The organism is Bacillus pumilus (genome assembly GCF_003431975.1).
GTDB lineage: Bacteria > Bacillota > Bacilli > Bacillales > Bacillaceae > Bacillus > Bacillus pumilus_N.
Genome location: NZ_CP027116.1, coordinates 3431906 through 3448541, shown reverse-complemented (window position 1 = coordinate 3448541; position 16636 = coordinate 3431906). Strand labels below are relative to the sequence as shown.

Annotated in this window: 11 protein-coding genes; 8 read left to right on the top strand and 3 right to left on the bottom strand. The window is 37.4% G+C overall.

Annotated features, from left to right (window positions below; all coding sequences use genetic code 11):
• Window positions 1–79 precede the first annotated feature (79 nt).
• From C5695_RS17905 to tagH, 4 genes are all read left to right on the top strand, one after another.
• The gene (locus tag C5695_RS17905; RefSeq protein WP_117732143.1) at window positions 80–2335 is read left to right on the top strand and encodes a CDP-glycerol glycerophosphotransferase family protein; all 2256 of its coding nucleotides are present in this window, start codon (window positions 80–82) and stop codon (window positions 2333–2335) included.
• Between the two features lie 180 nt (window positions 2336–2515).
• The gene (locus C5695_RS17900) at window positions 2516–4882 is read left to right on the top strand and encodes a CDP-glycerol glycerophosphotransferase family protein (protein ID WP_117732140.1); all 2367 of its coding nucleotides are present in this window, start codon (window positions 2516–2518) and stop codon (window positions 4880–4882) included.
• 173 nt (window positions 4883–5055) lie between these two features.
• On the top strand, window positions 5056–5883 hold the full coding sequence (locus C5695_RS17895; RefSeq protein ID WP_099726415.1) for an ABC transporter permease: 828 nt from the start codon (window positions 5056–5058) through the stop codon (window positions 5881–5883).
• Between the two features lie 19 nt (window positions 5884–5902).
• Window positions 5903–7504, top strand: coding sequence for a teichoic acids export ABC transporter ATP-binding subunit TagH (tagH, locus tag C5695_RS17890; protein ID WP_117732138.1), 1602 nt, complete (start codon window positions 5903–5905; stop codon window positions 7502–7504).
• A 26-nt stretch (window positions 7505–7530) separates the two neighbouring features.
• On the opposite strand, the gene galU is transcribed toward tagH, so the two are convergent.
• The gene (gene galU / locus C5695_RS17885; RefSeq protein WP_099726413.1) at window positions 7531–8412 is read right to left on the bottom strand and encodes a UTP--glucose-1-phosphate uridylyltransferase GalU; all 882 of its coding nucleotides are present in this window, start codon (window positions 8410–8412) and stop codon (window positions 7531–7533) included.
• Between the two features lie 269 nt (window positions 8413–8681).
• On the opposite strand from galU, the gene wecB reads away from it, so the two are divergent.
• Window positions 8682–9821, top strand: coding sequence for a non-hydrolyzing UDP-N-acetylglucosamine 2-epimerase (gene wecB / locus C5695_RS17880; RefSeq protein ID WP_117732136.1), 1140 nt, complete (start codon window positions 8682–8684; stop codon window positions 9819–9821).
• Window positions 9822–9942: 121 nt separating this feature from the next.
• Here the strand turns inward: wecB and C5695_RS17875 are convergent, their stop codons facing one another.
• Both C5695_RS17875 and C5695_RS17870 read right to left on the bottom strand, forming a co-directional pair.
• Window positions 9943–11295 carry an IS1182 family transposase gene (locus C5695_RS17875; protein WP_117729417.1) on the bottom strand — a complete coding sequence of 451 codons (1353 nt, stop codon included), beginning with the start codon at window positions 11293–11295 and terminating at the stop codon, window positions 9943–9945.
• Window positions 11296–11426: 131 nt separating this feature from the next.
• The gene (locus C5695_RS17870) at window positions 11427–12344 is read right to left on the bottom strand and encodes a polyisoprenyl-teichoic acid--peptidoglycan teichoic acid transferase TagU (RefSeq protein WP_117732134.1); all 918 of its coding nucleotides are present in this window, start codon (window positions 12342–12344) and stop codon (window positions 11427–11429) included.
• 182 nt (window positions 12345–12526) lie between these two features.
• Here C5695_RS17870 and C5695_RS17865 point away from each other — a divergent pair, with 182 nt between their 5' ends.
• Genes C5695_RS17865 through C5695_RS17855 form a run of 3 tightly spaced genes read left to right on the top strand, consistent with a single transcriptional unit; the run spans window position 12527 to window position 16496 of the window.
• On the top strand, window positions 12527–12850 hold the full coding sequence (locus C5695_RS17865) for a LytA (protein WP_117732120.1): 324 nt from the start codon (window positions 12527–12529) through the stop codon (window positions 12848–12850).
• Between the two features lie 21 nt (window positions 12851–12871).
• Complete coding sequence (locus C5695_RS17860) at window positions 12872–14983, top strand: SpoIID/LytB domain-containing protein (RefSeq protein ID WP_117732118.1); 2112 nt, start codon at window positions 12872–12874, stop codon at window positions 14981–14983.
• A 22-nt stretch (window positions 14984–15005) separates the two neighbouring features.
• Window positions 15006–16496: an N-acetylmuramoyl-L-alanine amidase gene (locus tag C5695_RS17855; RefSeq protein WP_117732115.1), complete on the top strand. Its 1491-nt coding sequence runs from the start codon at window positions 15006–15008 to the stop codon at window positions 16494–16496.
• The last annotated feature ends 140 nt before the right edge of the window (window positions 16497–16636 follow it).

The following is a 16636-nucleotide window of genomic DNA, read 5'->3' as shown; positions in this document are numbered from 1 at the left end:
AACTTTTATTTATCATACATCGTTTTATAAGTATGAGAAGAAGCATAAGATTTCGATGAACAGAGGAGATAAATGATTAATGATTGAAGAGAGCGTTCGGAAGAATAGTGTTGTTGAAAGTTTAAAGAACCACAACGAAAAAATAGAAATTTTATTGAGGATAGATGATGATAGGCCGTTAGAAGGTCGATTATTTTACTTACTCATGAGAGAAAGGGTCACGAATCAGGAAGTTTACCTTCCTCTTAAACATCTAGTGGAAAATCAGTTTAAAATAGAGATTCATGAAAATTCTTTCTTGAATCAAATGGAAGAAGGGCAAACGTATAATTTATATGTGACGGATTTTTCTGAAATGACTGATAGCAGTGAGAGTGAAGATGAAACCGAAGACTCCTCATATGATTCCGATGGAGATGACGAAGAGGCTGAATTGGAAGAGGGAGAAGGCCAATTCCTAGATGAACACGACAATCCTTATTATAAGCATCGTCTAAAGCTTGATGTGGAAATGCCGGAACTCTGTTTCATAGAAAATAAAAACGCTCTGCTGCTTGCTGTGCCATATCGTACAGATAAAGGGAATGCTTCTATTAAGATCAAGCGAGAGATGAAGATCACGAAAACAAAACAGATAGCACTCGATGAGACCAATCTTCTTACTGTAAGTGGGTATTGTGGTGTCATAAGTGCTGAGCACTCTTATCGAATCAAAAAAATCCAAATTCTTTTCAAAAGGGACGAAGTAGAGCATCGGTTCCCCGTAAACTATCAACAAAAAAGTGATATTGATGGTTATAGAACGGATGGGGAGATGCCGGAAATATATCCATTCAATGTTGAAGTTCCTTTAGGATTATTAACCTATTCTACAGACGAGAGATATATCTATAGAATGTATTTTGAATTTATATGTGAAGTTAACGGAACAGAAGAGACTTTAACAACACCATCTCTTGTGCTTGGAGACCGGTCTAATCAATTAAAAGGGCTCGTCCAAATACAAAAGAAGAACAATGTCCCGATTCGGTATGAGGTGTATCGAAAGAAAAAGAGACAAACGCTTGGTATCCGAATTAATGATTACACAATGAAAACACGTGCTAAGTACTTTATCAAAAGCAAGTGGAAGAAATTCAAAAAGAAAATTGGCAAAATCAAAAAAGTCCGTAATCGTCTTGTAACAAGGACCTTTAAAACGACCTTTAAGCTGGCGAGTAAAATGTCTGTCAAAAAGAAAACAGTTGTTTTTGAAAGCTTTAATGGAAAACAATTCAGTTGTAACCCGCGTGGGATCTATGAGTATATGAAAGAAAATCACCCTGAATATACGTTGATCTGGAGCGTGAAAAAAGGGCATGAAGCACCGTTTAAAGAAAAGGGCATTTACTATATCAATCGTCTGTCATTGAAATGGATTTTTGCCATGGCAAGAGCCGAGTATTGGGTCGTCAACAGCCGTTTGCCGCTATGGATTCCAAAACCAGAGCATACAACTTACTTACAGACATGGCATGGTACGCCGTTAAAACGACTAGCGATGGATATGGACGAGGTCCATATGCCTGGAACAAACACGAAGAAATACAAAAAGAATTTTACGAAAGAAGCATCGAATTGGGACTATCTCATTTCTCCAAATGCTTATTCGACTGAAATCTTTACACGTGCGTTCCAATTCCAGAAGACCATGATTGAGTCAGGATATCCGAGAAACGACTTCCTTCACAATCAAAACAATGAAGAAACGATGAGAGCACTAAAACAAAAGATGAACCTGCCGCTTGATAAAAAAATGATCTTATATGCTCCGACGTGGAGAGACGATCAATTTTATAAAAAAGGGCAGTACAAATTTGATTTAGACCTTGATTTGCATGAGCTAAGAGCTGCTATCGGAGACGAATATATCATCATTCTGCGTATGCATTATTTAGTCGCTGAAAACTTTGATTTAGGACCGTATGAAGGCTTTGCCTATGACTTCTCTCATTACGAAGACATTAGAGACCTTTACATGATCTCTGATCTGCTCATCACTGACTACTCATCTGTGTTCTTTGATTATGCAAACCTCAAGCGTCCGATGCTGTTCTATGTACCAGACATCGAAACATATCGTGACAAGCTGAGAGGCTTCTATTTCGATTTTGAACAAGAAGCTCCTGGACCTCTTGTGAAAGAGACATCAAGCGTCATTGACTGGGTAAGAGAAACAGAACAGCCAACCTTTACCTTGCCAGGTTCATTTGCACCGTTTTATGAAAAATTCTGCTACTTAGAGAGCGGAGAGTCATCGAAGCGTGTGGTGGAAGTAGTGTTTTCTGAAAAATAGTTTAAAAAGTACCGTTCTTTATTTTTGAACGGTACTTTTTGTGTTTTTTATTACAATGTACACATATTTAAAAGTAATGGTAAAAATAAAAAAAGATAGAAATTTAACAATAAACATGCTAAATTTAGATAAGATTATACGGTATTGTAAATTTGCTGAAAAAAATATAGAGGTGCTTCAATGTACAAACTTTATCATAATTTTTTAGAAATTCTTAATTTAGATGAACATAAGTTAGTGTTATATATTGATGACATAGAGAAGTTATGCACTTTTGAATTTCAAAAGCTAAATGTAAATGAATCTAAATGGATTTGTGAAATTGATGTAAAGGACCAGATGATTTTTGAATCAACAATAGACAATTCTAATGAATTGGTCTATCTCTATGCGAAGGATCGTAACTTGTATATTGTCAAAGAAAGCTCAGATATGATACAGCCAGATCAACTACTTCCTATTGAAATTCATAATCAATTTGAGGATATCTATGTCAAGCCATTAGGTTTAGATCGGTATGGTTTGTATAACGGCGGAGAGGAACTGATATTATTTTCGGGTCTGCTGAATGTAGATGAGATTAATCGGAATTACAAAATAAATTTGACCAATGTAGGTGAAGATAAACGATTTGTGAATATCTCTTTTATTAAATACAGTCCTTTCCACTTTGTCATTACCTATGACTGTCAAAATAAAGAACTAAATGTAAGGAAAATTCTGTTTGATGTGATGCAGGAACATAAAGATATTGAAGTGACTGTAAATAATCGTAATCAAATTAAAATTTTAAATAAAGTGACGGATCAAAAGAAAATCGTTAACTTTAGACTCGTTCCTAGATATCAGCCGCTTAAAGTTTTTGGTAAAGATACCTTAGAGCAGTTTAAAGATGACAATATTCTCAATATCTTGGTGATTAATAAACAAAGATATTACATATATGTCAGGGCGAATGGTGTTTACTTAGTGAGAGGAAACCCATATCTCGTTACTAAACATACGTCGAGATTACGCATCTTTAGTTTGTTTAATAGTTTTTATGTTTATGGAAGATTGACGCATTATGCGTATAATTCAGATCAAAAGTATGAATATCTTTACATTAGAAACTCTGAGCATCAGGTGGCGAAATTTATAAGGCCATTTAGAAAAATCAAATTGTTGAAAAGATATGGGTTCTTTAAAATTTCGTTAAATGATCTTGATTTAGACAGCAGAATTCATAATAACTTGTTCGTGGGAAATGATCATCGAATTATCCATAGTTTAAGATTGAAAAAAAGAGACAAAAAGGTGAAAACATATATCACGAAAAAGAATGGGGACAAGCTTCAAGTACTAAGAACAAATCTATTTGGGAATGTAACATCCACCATTATTCCTTATTCAAAGGAATATTCTTTATTTAGTAAAGTGAAAATAAAAATAGCGAGTATCCTATCATCATTCTATAAAGACAAAAAGTACGGCGTGAATTTGTTTTTTGAAAAAAAGAGTGATAAAGCAGATGAATCAGCTATAAGAGTTTATGACTATGTACAAGAGAATTGTCAAACAGACTCAAAAAATTACTTTATTCTTAATAAGAAATCAAGCGCATATCCAGCATTGAAAGCGAAATATGGAAAGGGAATCATACCAAAATATAGCCTCAGACATTATTTAAGTATCTTTAATGCCAGCTATTTTATATCAAGTGAATTATCTAACCATGTGTTGAATGATAGATTATATATTGATCATCTCAGAGAGAGAATTATGAGTGTCCCACTCGTCTTTTTACAGCATGGAATTATGTTTGCTAAACCGGTTGATAATCCAATGGCTTTTGGATTCCATAAAGACAAGAATCAATACAATATTTATAAATCAGTCATCAGCTCTGAATTAGAGGCCGGTGAATTTTATAAAATGAACTATGATCGTGAGGATTTAATTTTGACAGGGCTGGCAACCTTTGATCATGCCAAATTAGTAGATGGTGCAGACAAGATCGCCTTTATGCCTACTTACCGATATTGGGAAGAGGGGCTTATTTATACGAATAGAATTGAAGAAACATCTTACTATAGAGTTCTGATCAAAATCATCAAAAGCTTTGAAGAAGCAGGCCTTCTTGAACGTCTGTTAATTGTACCGCATAACAAGTTTTCTCAGTACGTTTATCAAAACTTGCCTCAGTATAAACATATTATTTCTGATAATCCGTCGGAAGCGCTAAAAGTATCAAACGTGTTTATCACTGATTATTCTTCTGCTATTTATGATGCACAATATAGAGGAGCCTACCCTATTTTTTATTGGGAAGAAAAAGATTACTTGATTAGACAGTATAAGGCGATTCCTCCTGTAAACGATGAAAATGCACCAGGACCGATTGCATATAATACACATGAGTTGATTCGTATTGTGAAACATGCGATCGATCGTCAATATGTTGTGGAAGATGAATATAAAGAAAAATATCTGAAAATCAACAGCTTTAACGATAATCAGAATACGAAAAGAATTACAGATTTCTTAAAAGAGCATCAAATTATCTAATATATTATAATCCCCCTGAATCAAAGATTGACAGGATTCAGGGGTTTTTTGTCTTCTAGTTTGACTTGCATGACTTTTGTTATAAGGTGAAATGTGCATCGTTATCTGTTACAATTATGAGCGGTGCTTTTTAAAAAAGTAATCCCAAAAACTTATATCTAAGGAAGATAACAATGAACGCAATGTTGACGATACTAAAGGAGCAAATCAGCTCATTTCCGCTGATTATGCGGCTTGCTGTTTATGAAACAAAATCAAAATATCAGATGAATTATTTAGGTGTTTTATGGCAGTTTTTAAATCCATTGATTCAAATGCTGGCGTACTGGTTTGTTTTTGGTCTTGGAATTCGCGGAGGACAGCCAATTGTCATTGGAGGAATGGAAGTCCCATTTATCATTTGGATGCTTGCGGGATTAATCCCTTGGTTCTTCATTAGTCCAACGATTCTTGATGGTTCAAACAGTGTGTTTAAACGCATTAATATGGTATCGAAAATGAACTTTCCGATTAGTGCGCTGCCGTCTGTAGTGATTATGTCCAATCTGTTCAGCTACTTTGTCATGATGGGTGTCTATCTCATTGTGCTGATTTCTTATGGCATATATCCTGATGCACATTGGCTGCAATATATATACTATTTTATTTGTATGATCGCGTTTATGTTTTCGTTTAGCTTGTTCAATTCCACGATTAGCGTACTCGTGAGAGACTATCAATTTCTTTTACAATCCGTGACGCGTTTGCTTTTCTTTTTGTTGCCGATTTTTTGGAATATCTCAGAAAAGCTCACTGGAGATAAAGCGTGGATTGGGGATATATTAAGATTGAATCCTCTTTTCTACATTATTGATGGGTTTAGAAATAGCTTGTTAAAGGGAGAATGGTTCTTCCATGATGTGAAATATACGCTTTATTTTTGGCTGATTACGCTTCTTCTTTTAACAGTGGGTTCATTGCTTCATATGAAATTTAGGGATAAATTTGTCGATTTTCTTTAAAAAGTAAGGAGATTATACGATGAAACTAAAAGTTTCGTTTCGAAACGTATCCAAGCAATACGTCTTATATAAAAAGCAGTCAGATAAAATCAAAGGGCTGTTTTTACCCAATAAAAATGAAAAAGGATTCTTTGCTGTTCGAGATGTATCCTTTGATGTATATGAAGGCGAGACAATTGGTTTTGTAGGGATCAATGGGTCTGGAAAATCGACAATGTCAAACCTTCTAGCGAAAATCATTCCACCGACAAGTGGTGAAATTGATATGGATGGCCAGCCTTCGTTAATTGCCATTGCGGCAGGGCTGAACAATCAGTTGAGCGGGAAAGACAATATTCGCCTAAAATGTTTAATGATGGGGCTGACGAATAAAGAGATAGACGAGCTGTATGAAAAAATCGTAGAGTTTGCGGATATTGGTGATTTTATTGATCAGCCTGTCAAGAGCTATTCAAGCGGAATGAAATCACGTCTTGGATTCGCTATTTCAGCGCATATCGATCCAGATATCCTGATCATTGATGAAGCATTGTCTGTCGGAGACCAAACGTTCTATCAAAAATGTGTGGATCGAATCACAGAATTTAAGGAACAAGGGAAAACGATCTTTTTTGTCAGTCATTCCATTAGCCAAATTCAAAAAATCTGTGACCGGGTGGCTTGGATGCACTATGGTGAGCTTCGCATGTTTGATGAAACGAAAAAGGTCGTGAAAGAGTATAAGGAGTTTGTTGACTGGTTTAACAAGCTTTCCAAAAAAGAGAAACAAAAATACCAAATGGAACATAAGGAAGGTAGAAAAGGCGTTCAAAAGACGGAAAAAGTCACCCGTTATAAAGAAAGTGGGAAACGACGTTCATTTTTTGGACCAGCCTTTCAAGTAACGATGATTGCTGTTCTTACCATCTTACTTGCCTTATCGATGTTTTCAGATCGCCCACTTCGTACGCTGGCTACATTTGGTGTAATCCCGTCAGATCAGACAGGCTCGTCCCATACAAAGAACCCAAAGACGAAGGGATCGCCTGAAATGAAAAAGGTCGATCGACAGGCCATTGTCACGTCAGATCCACTCACGGTCTACAAAGATCAAGCCTTGAAAAAAAAGGCGGATGTCACTTTGCCATTTGGACAAGAAGTACAAGCTGTGGCTGAAAATAAACAAACCGTTCAAATCAAAACAGCATCAGAGACGTACTTTGTTAAACCTGAGGGGCTTCAAGATGCAGTGGAATTAAAGCCATTATCCATTGGACCAGGACAGTTTAACTCCTATGTATCGCCCGCATCTGCTGGATCGTACGAGTATTTACTCTCTTTCCTTGGAAAAGAAGAAGCTGTGCTTAAGCAAAGAATGCAAACACTGAGTTCGATCAAAAGTGAACAGGGTACTGTTATAGAGCGTTTGATCACGGAGAAAACTGATTATGTGATTCAAAATGGACAGGCGAATACGATGGTATTCCGCGAGGTTATGTCAATCTCCCCTTCAACACTTGGATTGACAGAACAGAATGTATGGATGAATGACAAACAAACGAAATTCGCAGTGAAAGGCGAAAACAACCTGTTTGTCATTGATAATGAACAGCATACACTGACGATTTCAGTGATTAAATAAAAAGCTGCCGATCCCGGCAGCTTTTTTTAATTCACTTCTTCTTTTTCGAGAAGCTGTTTCATAAAAGGAATGAGTTTTTTTCTCAGCTCTTCATCTTGAAGGGCAAACTCCAACGTTGTCTCGATGAAGCCTTGCTTCTCGCCGACATCGTATCGTTTTCCTTCGAAATCATAGGCGAATACGCGCTGGATGTCATTCAGCTTCTGGATGGCATCTGTCAGTTGAATTTCTCCGCCTGCACCAATTTCTTGCTGATCAAGGTACATAAAGATCTCTGGCGTAAAAATGTAGCGCCCTAAGATGGCTAGATTAGATGGTGCCGTTCCTTGAGGCGGCTTTTCAACAAAGTTTTTGACTTGGTAGCGGCGCCCCTCTTGTGTAAGAGGGTCGATGATCCCGTATCGATGCGTATCGCTGTCCGCTACTTGCTGAACACCGATGACGGATGAAAGAGTTTTTTCATATTCATCCATCAGCTGGCGAAGCCCAGGTGTTTCAGCTTGAACAATGTCATCACCTAATAAAACGGCAAAAGGTTCATCACCGATAAAGTTGCGTGCACACCAAACGGCATGTCCGAGCCCTTTAGGTTCCTTTTGACGTATGTAATGAATGTCAGCAATGTTAGATGATTTTCTCACTTTTTCTAAAAGCTCACTCTTCCCTTTTTCCTCTAGGTTGCGCTCGAGCTCTGGTGCAAAATCAAAATGATCCTCAATGGCTCTTTTTCCTTTTCCAGTAACGATAATAATGTCTTCAATTCCAGACTCAACAGCTTCTTCAATAATATATTGAATGGTTGGTTTATCAACGATTGGCAGCATTTCTTTAGGCATAGCTTTTGTTGCAGGGAGGAAACGTGTCCCAAGACCTGCAGCTGGTATAATGGCTTTACGTACTTTTTTCAATGAACTTAGCACCTTCCTTACATAGATAACCGATTTAATCATTCAATGTTTGTTCATGGTCGTCTGTTTAAAGTGTAACTTACAAATCATAGGAAAGACAAATGATTTCACTAAAATGAATTTTAGATAATTTATATTTTATCTGTTAAATGTAAAGGAAAAAGAAATTTAACATTAATTCAATGTAAATTTCTTTTTTTATATCATTAAATTTATCCTCCAAATTGTGTATAATTGAAAGTACTATACTAGGAAAGAGGCATAAACAAGTGAAAAAACTAAATGTAATGACTATTTTCGGTACTAGACCTGAAGCAATCAAAATGGCACCACTTGTCCTTGAATTAAATAAACATCCACAGATAAATTCAATTGTCACTGTGACAGCCCAGCACAGAGAAATGCTTGATCAAGTCCTTGAAGCTTTTTCTATTACGCCAGACCATGATCTAAACATCATGAAGCAGCGCCAAACATTATCTGAAATTACATCAAATGCATTGTTGAAACTAGATCAATTATTTCAAGAAGAAAAACCTGATATTGTGCTTGTTCATGGAGACACAACGACAACCTTTGCAGGAAGCTTGGCTGCGTTCTATCACCAAATTTCTGTTGGCCACGTCGAAGCTGGTTTGAGAACGCACAATAAATATTCACCGTTCCCTGAGGAATTGAACCGTCAAATGACTGGCACAATTGCTGATATTCATTTTGCCCCTACGGCTGAAGCGAAGCAGAATCTTCTAGTTGAAAATAAAAAAGAAGAGACCATCTGTGTGACAGGGAATACGGCCATTGACGCCCTGCAAACAACAGTTACTGAACAGTATCAACATCCTATTTTAGAGAAAATAGGAACGGATAAAATGATCTTGTTAACGGCTCACCGAAGAGAGAATCTCGGACAGCCGATGAAAAACATGTTTAGAGCCATTAGACGTGTTGTAGAAGAATTTGAAGATGTTCAGGTTGTATACCCTGTACATTTAAACCCTGCTGTTCGTGATGCAGCTCAGACGGAATTCAGTGATCTTGATCGTGTGCATTTAATTGAGCCGCTTGAAGTGGTTGATTTCCATAACTTCGCTGCAGCATCACACTTTATTTTAACGGACTCAGGTGGTGTGCAGGAGGAGGCTCCTTCTCTAGGAAAGCCAGTATTAGTGCTTCGCGATACAACAGAACGCCCAGAAGGCGTGAAAGCCGGTACGCTTAAGCTAGCAGGTACAGATGAAGAGACCATTTATCATATGGCAAAAGAGCTGCTAGTCGATCAGAAAGAGTACGACAACATGTCGAAGGCGTCTAATCCATATGGTGATGGACAAGCGTCAAAACGAATTGTCGAAGAGCTTCTCCATCGTTTTGGACTAAGTGAAGAAAAGCCAGTTCCGTTTGAATCATAAAAAAAGAAGACTACATTTCTGTAGTCTCAGATTGTAGAGAAACTCATGTTTTTCTACAATCTTTTTTATTTTTAGCGTAAGTATGATGGATGAAAATTAATGAAAAAGGCTTCCCACACACCTAGCCTAGCTTCGCTAGGTGTGTGGCAATCTTTTTCATGTTCTGGCACGCAGCTGTGAGGAGAACTTGCTCACTCACGTTTTGTTTTCCCCTCAACCGGCAGTAGCGAAGCCCATGCAGTTGTTTTGAATCTGCAAAGCTTCGCTCTATTTTTTCTTTTCTTTTTTTATATAGCTCTTTTCCAGAGACAGTTAACCGATTCTGTCTGATCTTTTCTTTATGTTCTTCCCATATGTGTCTTGAGATGACCTTTTGATGATTTTTCGACCTTGTGCATCTTTCAAGGAAAGGACACGATGCACATTTTTTAGGATCTGATTTGTAGAATCGATAACCTTTTCGATCAGTTGTCGTATATAAAAGCTTCTCACCCTGTGGGCATATGTAATGATCATGTTCAGAATCATACTGAAATTTCCACTTCTCAAATAACCCTCTTGTTGGATGAAAACGTCTATGGGCAATGACACCAAAAACATGTCGATCAGATAAACCTTTACAGATTGGTGTTGTCAAATAACCTGAATCAAGCGCAACAGCTTCTACTTGAAAACCAAATCGTGCGATTTGGTGATCTAATCGATCAAGATACGGGACAGAATCATGGACATTTCCAGGTGTGACATGAGCATCAGTGATGATATTGTACTTCATATCCGTTGTACGATGATCTAGATAGAAAAAGCCTTCTGGCTTGTTTTCGCGATATAGATAGCCACTTTCAGGATCAGTCATACTTTGACGAATGTCTTTTTCTGTTTTCACCTCCTCTTTTACCTTTAAGAGCTTTTTTCCATGTGCCACCCGATCTTCTTGGACTGCTTCTTCTAAATCATTGATATAGTTCTGGGTATCTTGTTCAATCGTTTTTCTCGTATATTTATGTTTATTAGCATTGGCTTTAAGATGAGTTGAATCAGTAAAAAGAACGCGACCTCCTACCATATCATGATTGATAGCTTGAAGCACAATCTCATCGAAAATGTCTTGAAAAATCGTTGTATTTTTAAATCGAGTACGACGATTCCAACTAATAGTGGAGTGATGGGGAACGGGATCATTGATGTTCAAACCTAAAAACCATCTATACGCCATGTTATAGTAAATTTCTTTTTCGAGTTGTCTTTCAGAACGGATACCGTACAGGTATCCGATAAACATCATTTTGAACAAAATAAGCGGATCAAGAGAAGGACGACCTTTATTTTCACTATAATAGGGTTTTACTTTATCTACGATAAATGAAAAATCAATGTATTGATCAATTTTACGAAGCAGGTGATCCTCTTCGACCAGTTGATCTAGCAATACAAATTCGGCTTCGTGCTGAGAAGAATTTCTAGTGTGGAACATGAGAAAAAACACCTTCCTTAAGTGGGTTTTTCTCTATTATAAAATGAGGAGATGGAAAGTTTAAGGGGAAAAATAAAGCTGTCGAGATTTTCTCGACAGCCTGAGACTACATTTCTGTAGTCTTCTTTTTACTATTCCAAACTGTCCTTCAATTCCTTCTTCACCTTAGCCAGACTATTATCATCAAGCTGATAATAATAGATATTATTGATGCGTGCTCCCGTTCCTTTCAGCTCGTGCTGCTCCACATGCTGTCTTGCGTCACGGTAGTCATTCATCATCGTCCACATATCATCAAATGACATGTTGGTCTTCATATTGTTTTCCACGACTTTGAACATATCGCCGAACTTCGTAATAGATGAAATGTTCGCTCCTTTTGCAATGATGCCTTCAATGACTTGGCGCTGCCTTTCTTGACGGCCGAAGTCACCCTTTGGATCTTGTTTTCTCATTCTTGTGTAGGCAAGAGCTTGATCGCCATTTAGATTAATTTCTCCTGTACCAAATGAATGGCCATCATAGCTGAAAGCGAATGTGCTGTTCACTGTAATGCCGCCAAGTGTATCGACAATATCTTTAAAACTTTCCATGTTGACTTTGACGAAGTAATCAACTGGTACATCAAGCAGTTCCTCTACAGTGTCCGCAGCCATTTGTGTGCCGCCGAATGCATAGGAGTGGTTGATTTTATCCATTGTACCTTTTCCGACAATTTTCGTGTACGTATCACGCGGGATACTCACCATCTCAGTTGTTTTCGTTTTTGGATTCACTGTCATGTATATTAATGTATCTGCACGACCGCGGTCATTCTTTCTTTCATCGACACCCATAACTAAAATAGAAATCGGGTCTTTCTTATTTAAATCGACATCTTTGTCACGCTTATCTGACTTCTTTAAGTTCTCCTGAATGCCTGCTACGGTAGATGCTGCTGTATTCCAAAGATGATATGCATATCCGCCAGTAGCTAATACGAATAAGCCAATAATCGATAAAACAATCCAAAGAACCTTTTTCTTCTTTCTTTTTCTCTCAGCTCTCATAATGTCCCTCACCTTTTCTATGATTCTTCCATGATTATAGGTTTACGAATCTTGATAAACAAGTTATTTTTTTACTCTCAACCTAGATATAGACGTTGTAACAAAAAAAAGGTTTCAAAAAACCTTAAATTTACCTTAAAATAATAAGTTATAAGACGATACAAATACATGAGGTGAAAAAAATGAAGAAAATCGTCGTTTTACCGTTCTTAATACTACTACTTGGTACCGTGCTCACAGCATGTGGAACGGCTGAGCAGTCCTCGGGAGAAAACAAGACAAGCAGTTCAACTCCTCAGGTGCTGGAAGAGAAAGCTGAATTTATTGGAATGGCTGATGCACATACAGTCGAAGTGAAAAAAGTGAATACGACCTTAAACTATGAATTTACGGATAATTTTAAAGATGTGTTAAATGAATTTAAACCAGGAGACACAGTAGAAATCTCTTACATTATTAATGACAGTGGTCAAAAAGAGATTCAAAAGATTGAAAAAGTTCAATAGAGAGAGGGTGGGATCATTAAATTGAAAAAATTAAGTCTAACTATTACAACGCTCATCTTACTTTTGCTTGTATTTATGCCAAATGATGCTGCAGCGGCAAGCTCAACAATTTCTGTTAAATTATCAAACTATGTTGGGAACAAAACCAGCTTTAACATATCATCATCCGGCTTATACAAAGTGACTGGTACAAATGTATCTTCGATCGCTCGTTATGATGGTAAGAACCGTTATGAAGTAGCCAATAATATCGCTTCAGCAGGTTGGAAAAATCCATCTACAATCGTTATTGTAAATCGTGATGCGTTTGCGGATGCTATTTCTGCTACACCTCTAGCTTATAAGTTAAATGCACCTATTTTATATACGAATGCTGAAAAATTAACAAAAACCACTGAAAAGCAAATTGTAAAAATGAACCCTGATAATATTCTCATTATCGGTGGAACAACAAGTGTTTCATCGGCAACTGAGAAAACATTGAAGAAATACGGAAAGATCAAAAGAATCAGTGGTAAATCCCGTTATGCTGTTTCACAAAACATCGCAAAAGAGATGGGGAACTATAGTCAAGCTGTTGTGGCAACAGGAAGCATATTTACTGATAGTGCTTCAGTAACGCCATATGCTGCAAGAAACGGCTATCCTATTCTGTTAACGAAGAAAGACAGCTTACCAACTTACAAACTTCCAAAAAATGTTGTCATTGTTGGTGGAGAAAAGAGTGTTAGTAAAAAAGTTGAATCTCAAATTAAAAAAACATCCACAGTGAAAAGAATAGGTGGAGCTAATAGATATGAGGTTTCAGCAAATATTGTAACTGGATTAAACATGAATGCTGATAAGCTATACCTAGCAAATGGCTCTATCTTTACAGATGCTATTACATTTTCACTTTTAGCAGCTAAGAACAACAGCCCTATGGTACTTGTAAAAGAAAATAGTCTAACATCACCAGTGACATCAGTTGTCAAAAAACAGGGAACACACTCGTTCCAATTGTCTGGCGGAACAAAATCTATTTCAGCAAGTTTACAAGAAAAATTATCAAAGGAATTTTATTTGAAGAATAATAAGGATTATCAATTGAATGTTTCTAACGGGAAAATTTCAATCAAGGGCATCAAGACGTTTGGATCTTCAGTAAGAGTTGTTCCAGAGAAATATTCAACTACAAATGTCATTCGAGTTGCTGGGAAAGCATACTTGGGGAACATGAATTTTGCTGTAGAATCAGGCTATATTCGACCAACAAATGAAAACATCCCTTTTGAAGATTATCTTAAAGGGGTTGTACCGAATGAAATGCCCGCAAGCTGGCATGTTGAGGCATTAAAAGCACAGGCTGTTGCAGCACGTACATATTCTGTTAGCAGTATAGGGAAGGTTGTGCCAGATACAACAGCATTCCAAGTATATGGTGGATATAACTGGTCAACAAACTCTACGAAAGCTGTAGATGCTACAAAAGGCAAGGTTCTAAAATATAATAACAAACTGATTTCTGCAACCTATTATTCTAGTAATGGGGGCTACACTGAGGCTAGTGAAGAAGTATGGTCAAGTGCATTTCCTTACCTAGTCGCAAAATCAGATACAAAAGATCCAAAGAATGCTTGGACACTGAAACTATCAAAAACACAATTGAGTACATCACTCAGTACGTCATCACCGGCATCTTGGTGGAGTAAGACAACAGAAACAAATGCAAGTCAGTTGAAAGGCTTGAAGAGCTGGATTCTAAAAAATAAAGAAACGTCAGCTTCAGACATCAAGATTGCTAAAATTTCCAACGTCACCTTTTCTGGGACAACAAAAGGAAAGAGAGCAAAAACAGCATCTCTGCAAGTCAGCTATCACTTAAAAAATAAAACGGGAACCTATAGTATGAATAAATCAGCGACACTTAGCTTTAAAATGACTGAATTTAGATCCATACTGGGTGCCACTAATTTAAAAAGCACATACGCTTCAGTGAAGAACAACACCAATGATTTCACTATCTCAGGAAAAGGATATGGACATGGGGTTGGGATGAGTCAATATGGAGCGAAAATGAGAGCTGAATCAGGAAGCTCATACTCAAGTATTTTGTCATTCTATTATCCGGGTGCAAAATTAACAACAAATTAAAACATCAAAGGAGGTTATACACGTGCGCTCTATCATAAAAGTTGTATTTTTAAGTGTAGTAACCATGTGTTTGTTTCTTCCATCTGCACTTGCTGACAATTCAGTTACAAGGCTTGATGGGAAGAACCGGTATGTTGTTGCGGTGAACGCGGCGAAAAAAGGCTGGACAACATCAAGTACGGCTGTTCTTGTAGGGAAAGATGCATATGCGGATGCATTAAGTGCGGTTCCTTATGCATATCAAAAAAATGCCCCTGTTCTGTTTACAAACAGTAGCAGTTTATCTACAGATACAAAAAAAGGGCTTCAAAGTCTAAAAACAAAGAATGTGACTATTCTCGGTGGAACAAAGAGTGTCTCTAGCAAGGTGACAACTCAGCTAAAGTCAATGGGTATCTCTGTGAAACGTATTAGTGGTAAGAACCGTTATGACTTAGCAGCAAATATCGCAAAACAAATGAAAAGCTCTAGTACGGCTGTTGTAGCAAACGGTTTTGCTTATGCAGATGCAGTTGCCATTGCACCTTATGCTGCAAAACAAGGGTATCCAATCTTATTAACCAATGATAAAGAGTTACGCTCAGAAACTTCAGCGGTGATGAAAAGCCGAGGGATTAAAAAGACCATTGTCATTGGTGGAGAATCTAGTGTAAATAAATCAACTTATGCGAAGTTGCCTTCACCTGGAAGAGTTGGGGGAGCAAATCGTTATGAAGTTGCAGCAAATATTGTAACGAAATACAATATGAGTACAAGTAATACGTATATTAGCAATGGTTTTGCCTATGCGGATGCAGCTTCAGGAGCTAGTATCGCTGCTAAGCAAGGCAAAGCGTTTATTTTCACGAATGAAAAAACATTACCGAAAGCAACTAGACAAGTCATTGGTTCAAAGAAGATCACTTCATTTAGTGTTCTAGGAGGTACATCCACTGTAACAAATACGGTGACTTCTCAATTGAAAAATCCAGTTGTCGGGAAAAAAGTTTTTATTGATCCTGGACATGGAAGCCAAGATTCTGGGGCCACTGGGTATGGACTTCTGGAGAAGAACGTGAACCTTGATGTCGCTAAGCGCCTCAATACAAAATTAAATAGTTCTGGAGCACTGCCTGTTATGTCACGTACATCAGATACATTTGACAGTCTTCAAACGCGAGTAAGTAAAGGAGCTTCTGCAAAAGCAGATATCTTTATTAGTGTTCATGCGAATGCAAATGACAACAGCAGTGCAAATGGAACAGAAACGTATTATGACAAAACATATGCAGCTTCGAGTAGCTTGAAGCTTGCGCAAAACATCCAGCCTAAAATGGTTAGTGCACTAGGTACAAGAGATCGTGGTGTGAAAACAGCAGGTTTCTATGTTATTAAGTATTCAAAGATGCCGAGTGTCTTGCTTGAAACTGGCTTTATCACTAGCCCGGTTGATTCAAATATTTTGAAATCGGCGACATATAAAGATCGATTAGCTTCAGGTATTTCAAGCGGTGTGTCAGGTTATTTTAAATAAGAAAACATAAACATGAGGGGTGCCTAAGTTACTCCTCTTAGGCTGCTCGAGAACGTCTCTCGGCAGCCTTTTTGATCAATCGTACAAGAGATCAATTTGCTTCTGGCATTCTCTTATTTTAGAAAAAATAAACCGATGGA

Excerpts from the sequence above, each read along its gene's own strand:
- C5695_RS17905 (WP_117732143.1), top strand. The coding sequence starts at position 80 with ATGATTGAAGAGAGCGTTCGGAAGAATAGTGTTGTTGAAAGTTTAAAG.
- C5695_RS17900 (WP_117732140.1), top strand. The coding sequence starts at position 2,516 with ATGTACAAACTTTATCATAATTTTTTAGAAATTCTTAATTTAGATGAA.
- C5695_RS17895 (WP_099726415.1), top strand. The coding sequence starts at position 5,056 with ATGAACGCAATGTTGACGATACTAAAGGAGCAAATCAGCTCATTTCCG.
- tagH (WP_117732138.1), top strand. The coding sequence starts at position 5,903 with ATGAAACTAAAAGTTTCGTTTCGAAACGTATCCAAGCAATACGTCTTA.
- C5695_RS17875 (WP_117729417.1), bottom strand. The coding sequence starts at position 11,295 with ATGTTCCACACTAGAAATTCTTCTCAGCACGAAGCCGAATTTGTATTG.
- C5695_RS17870 (WP_117732134.1), bottom strand. The coding sequence starts at position 12,344 with ATGAGAGCTGAGAGAAAAAGAAAGAAGAAAAAGGTTCTTTGGATTGTT.
- C5695_RS17865 (WP_117732120.1), top strand. The coding sequence starts at position 12,527 with ATGAAGAAAATCGTCGTTTTACCGTTCTTAATACTACTACTTGGTACC.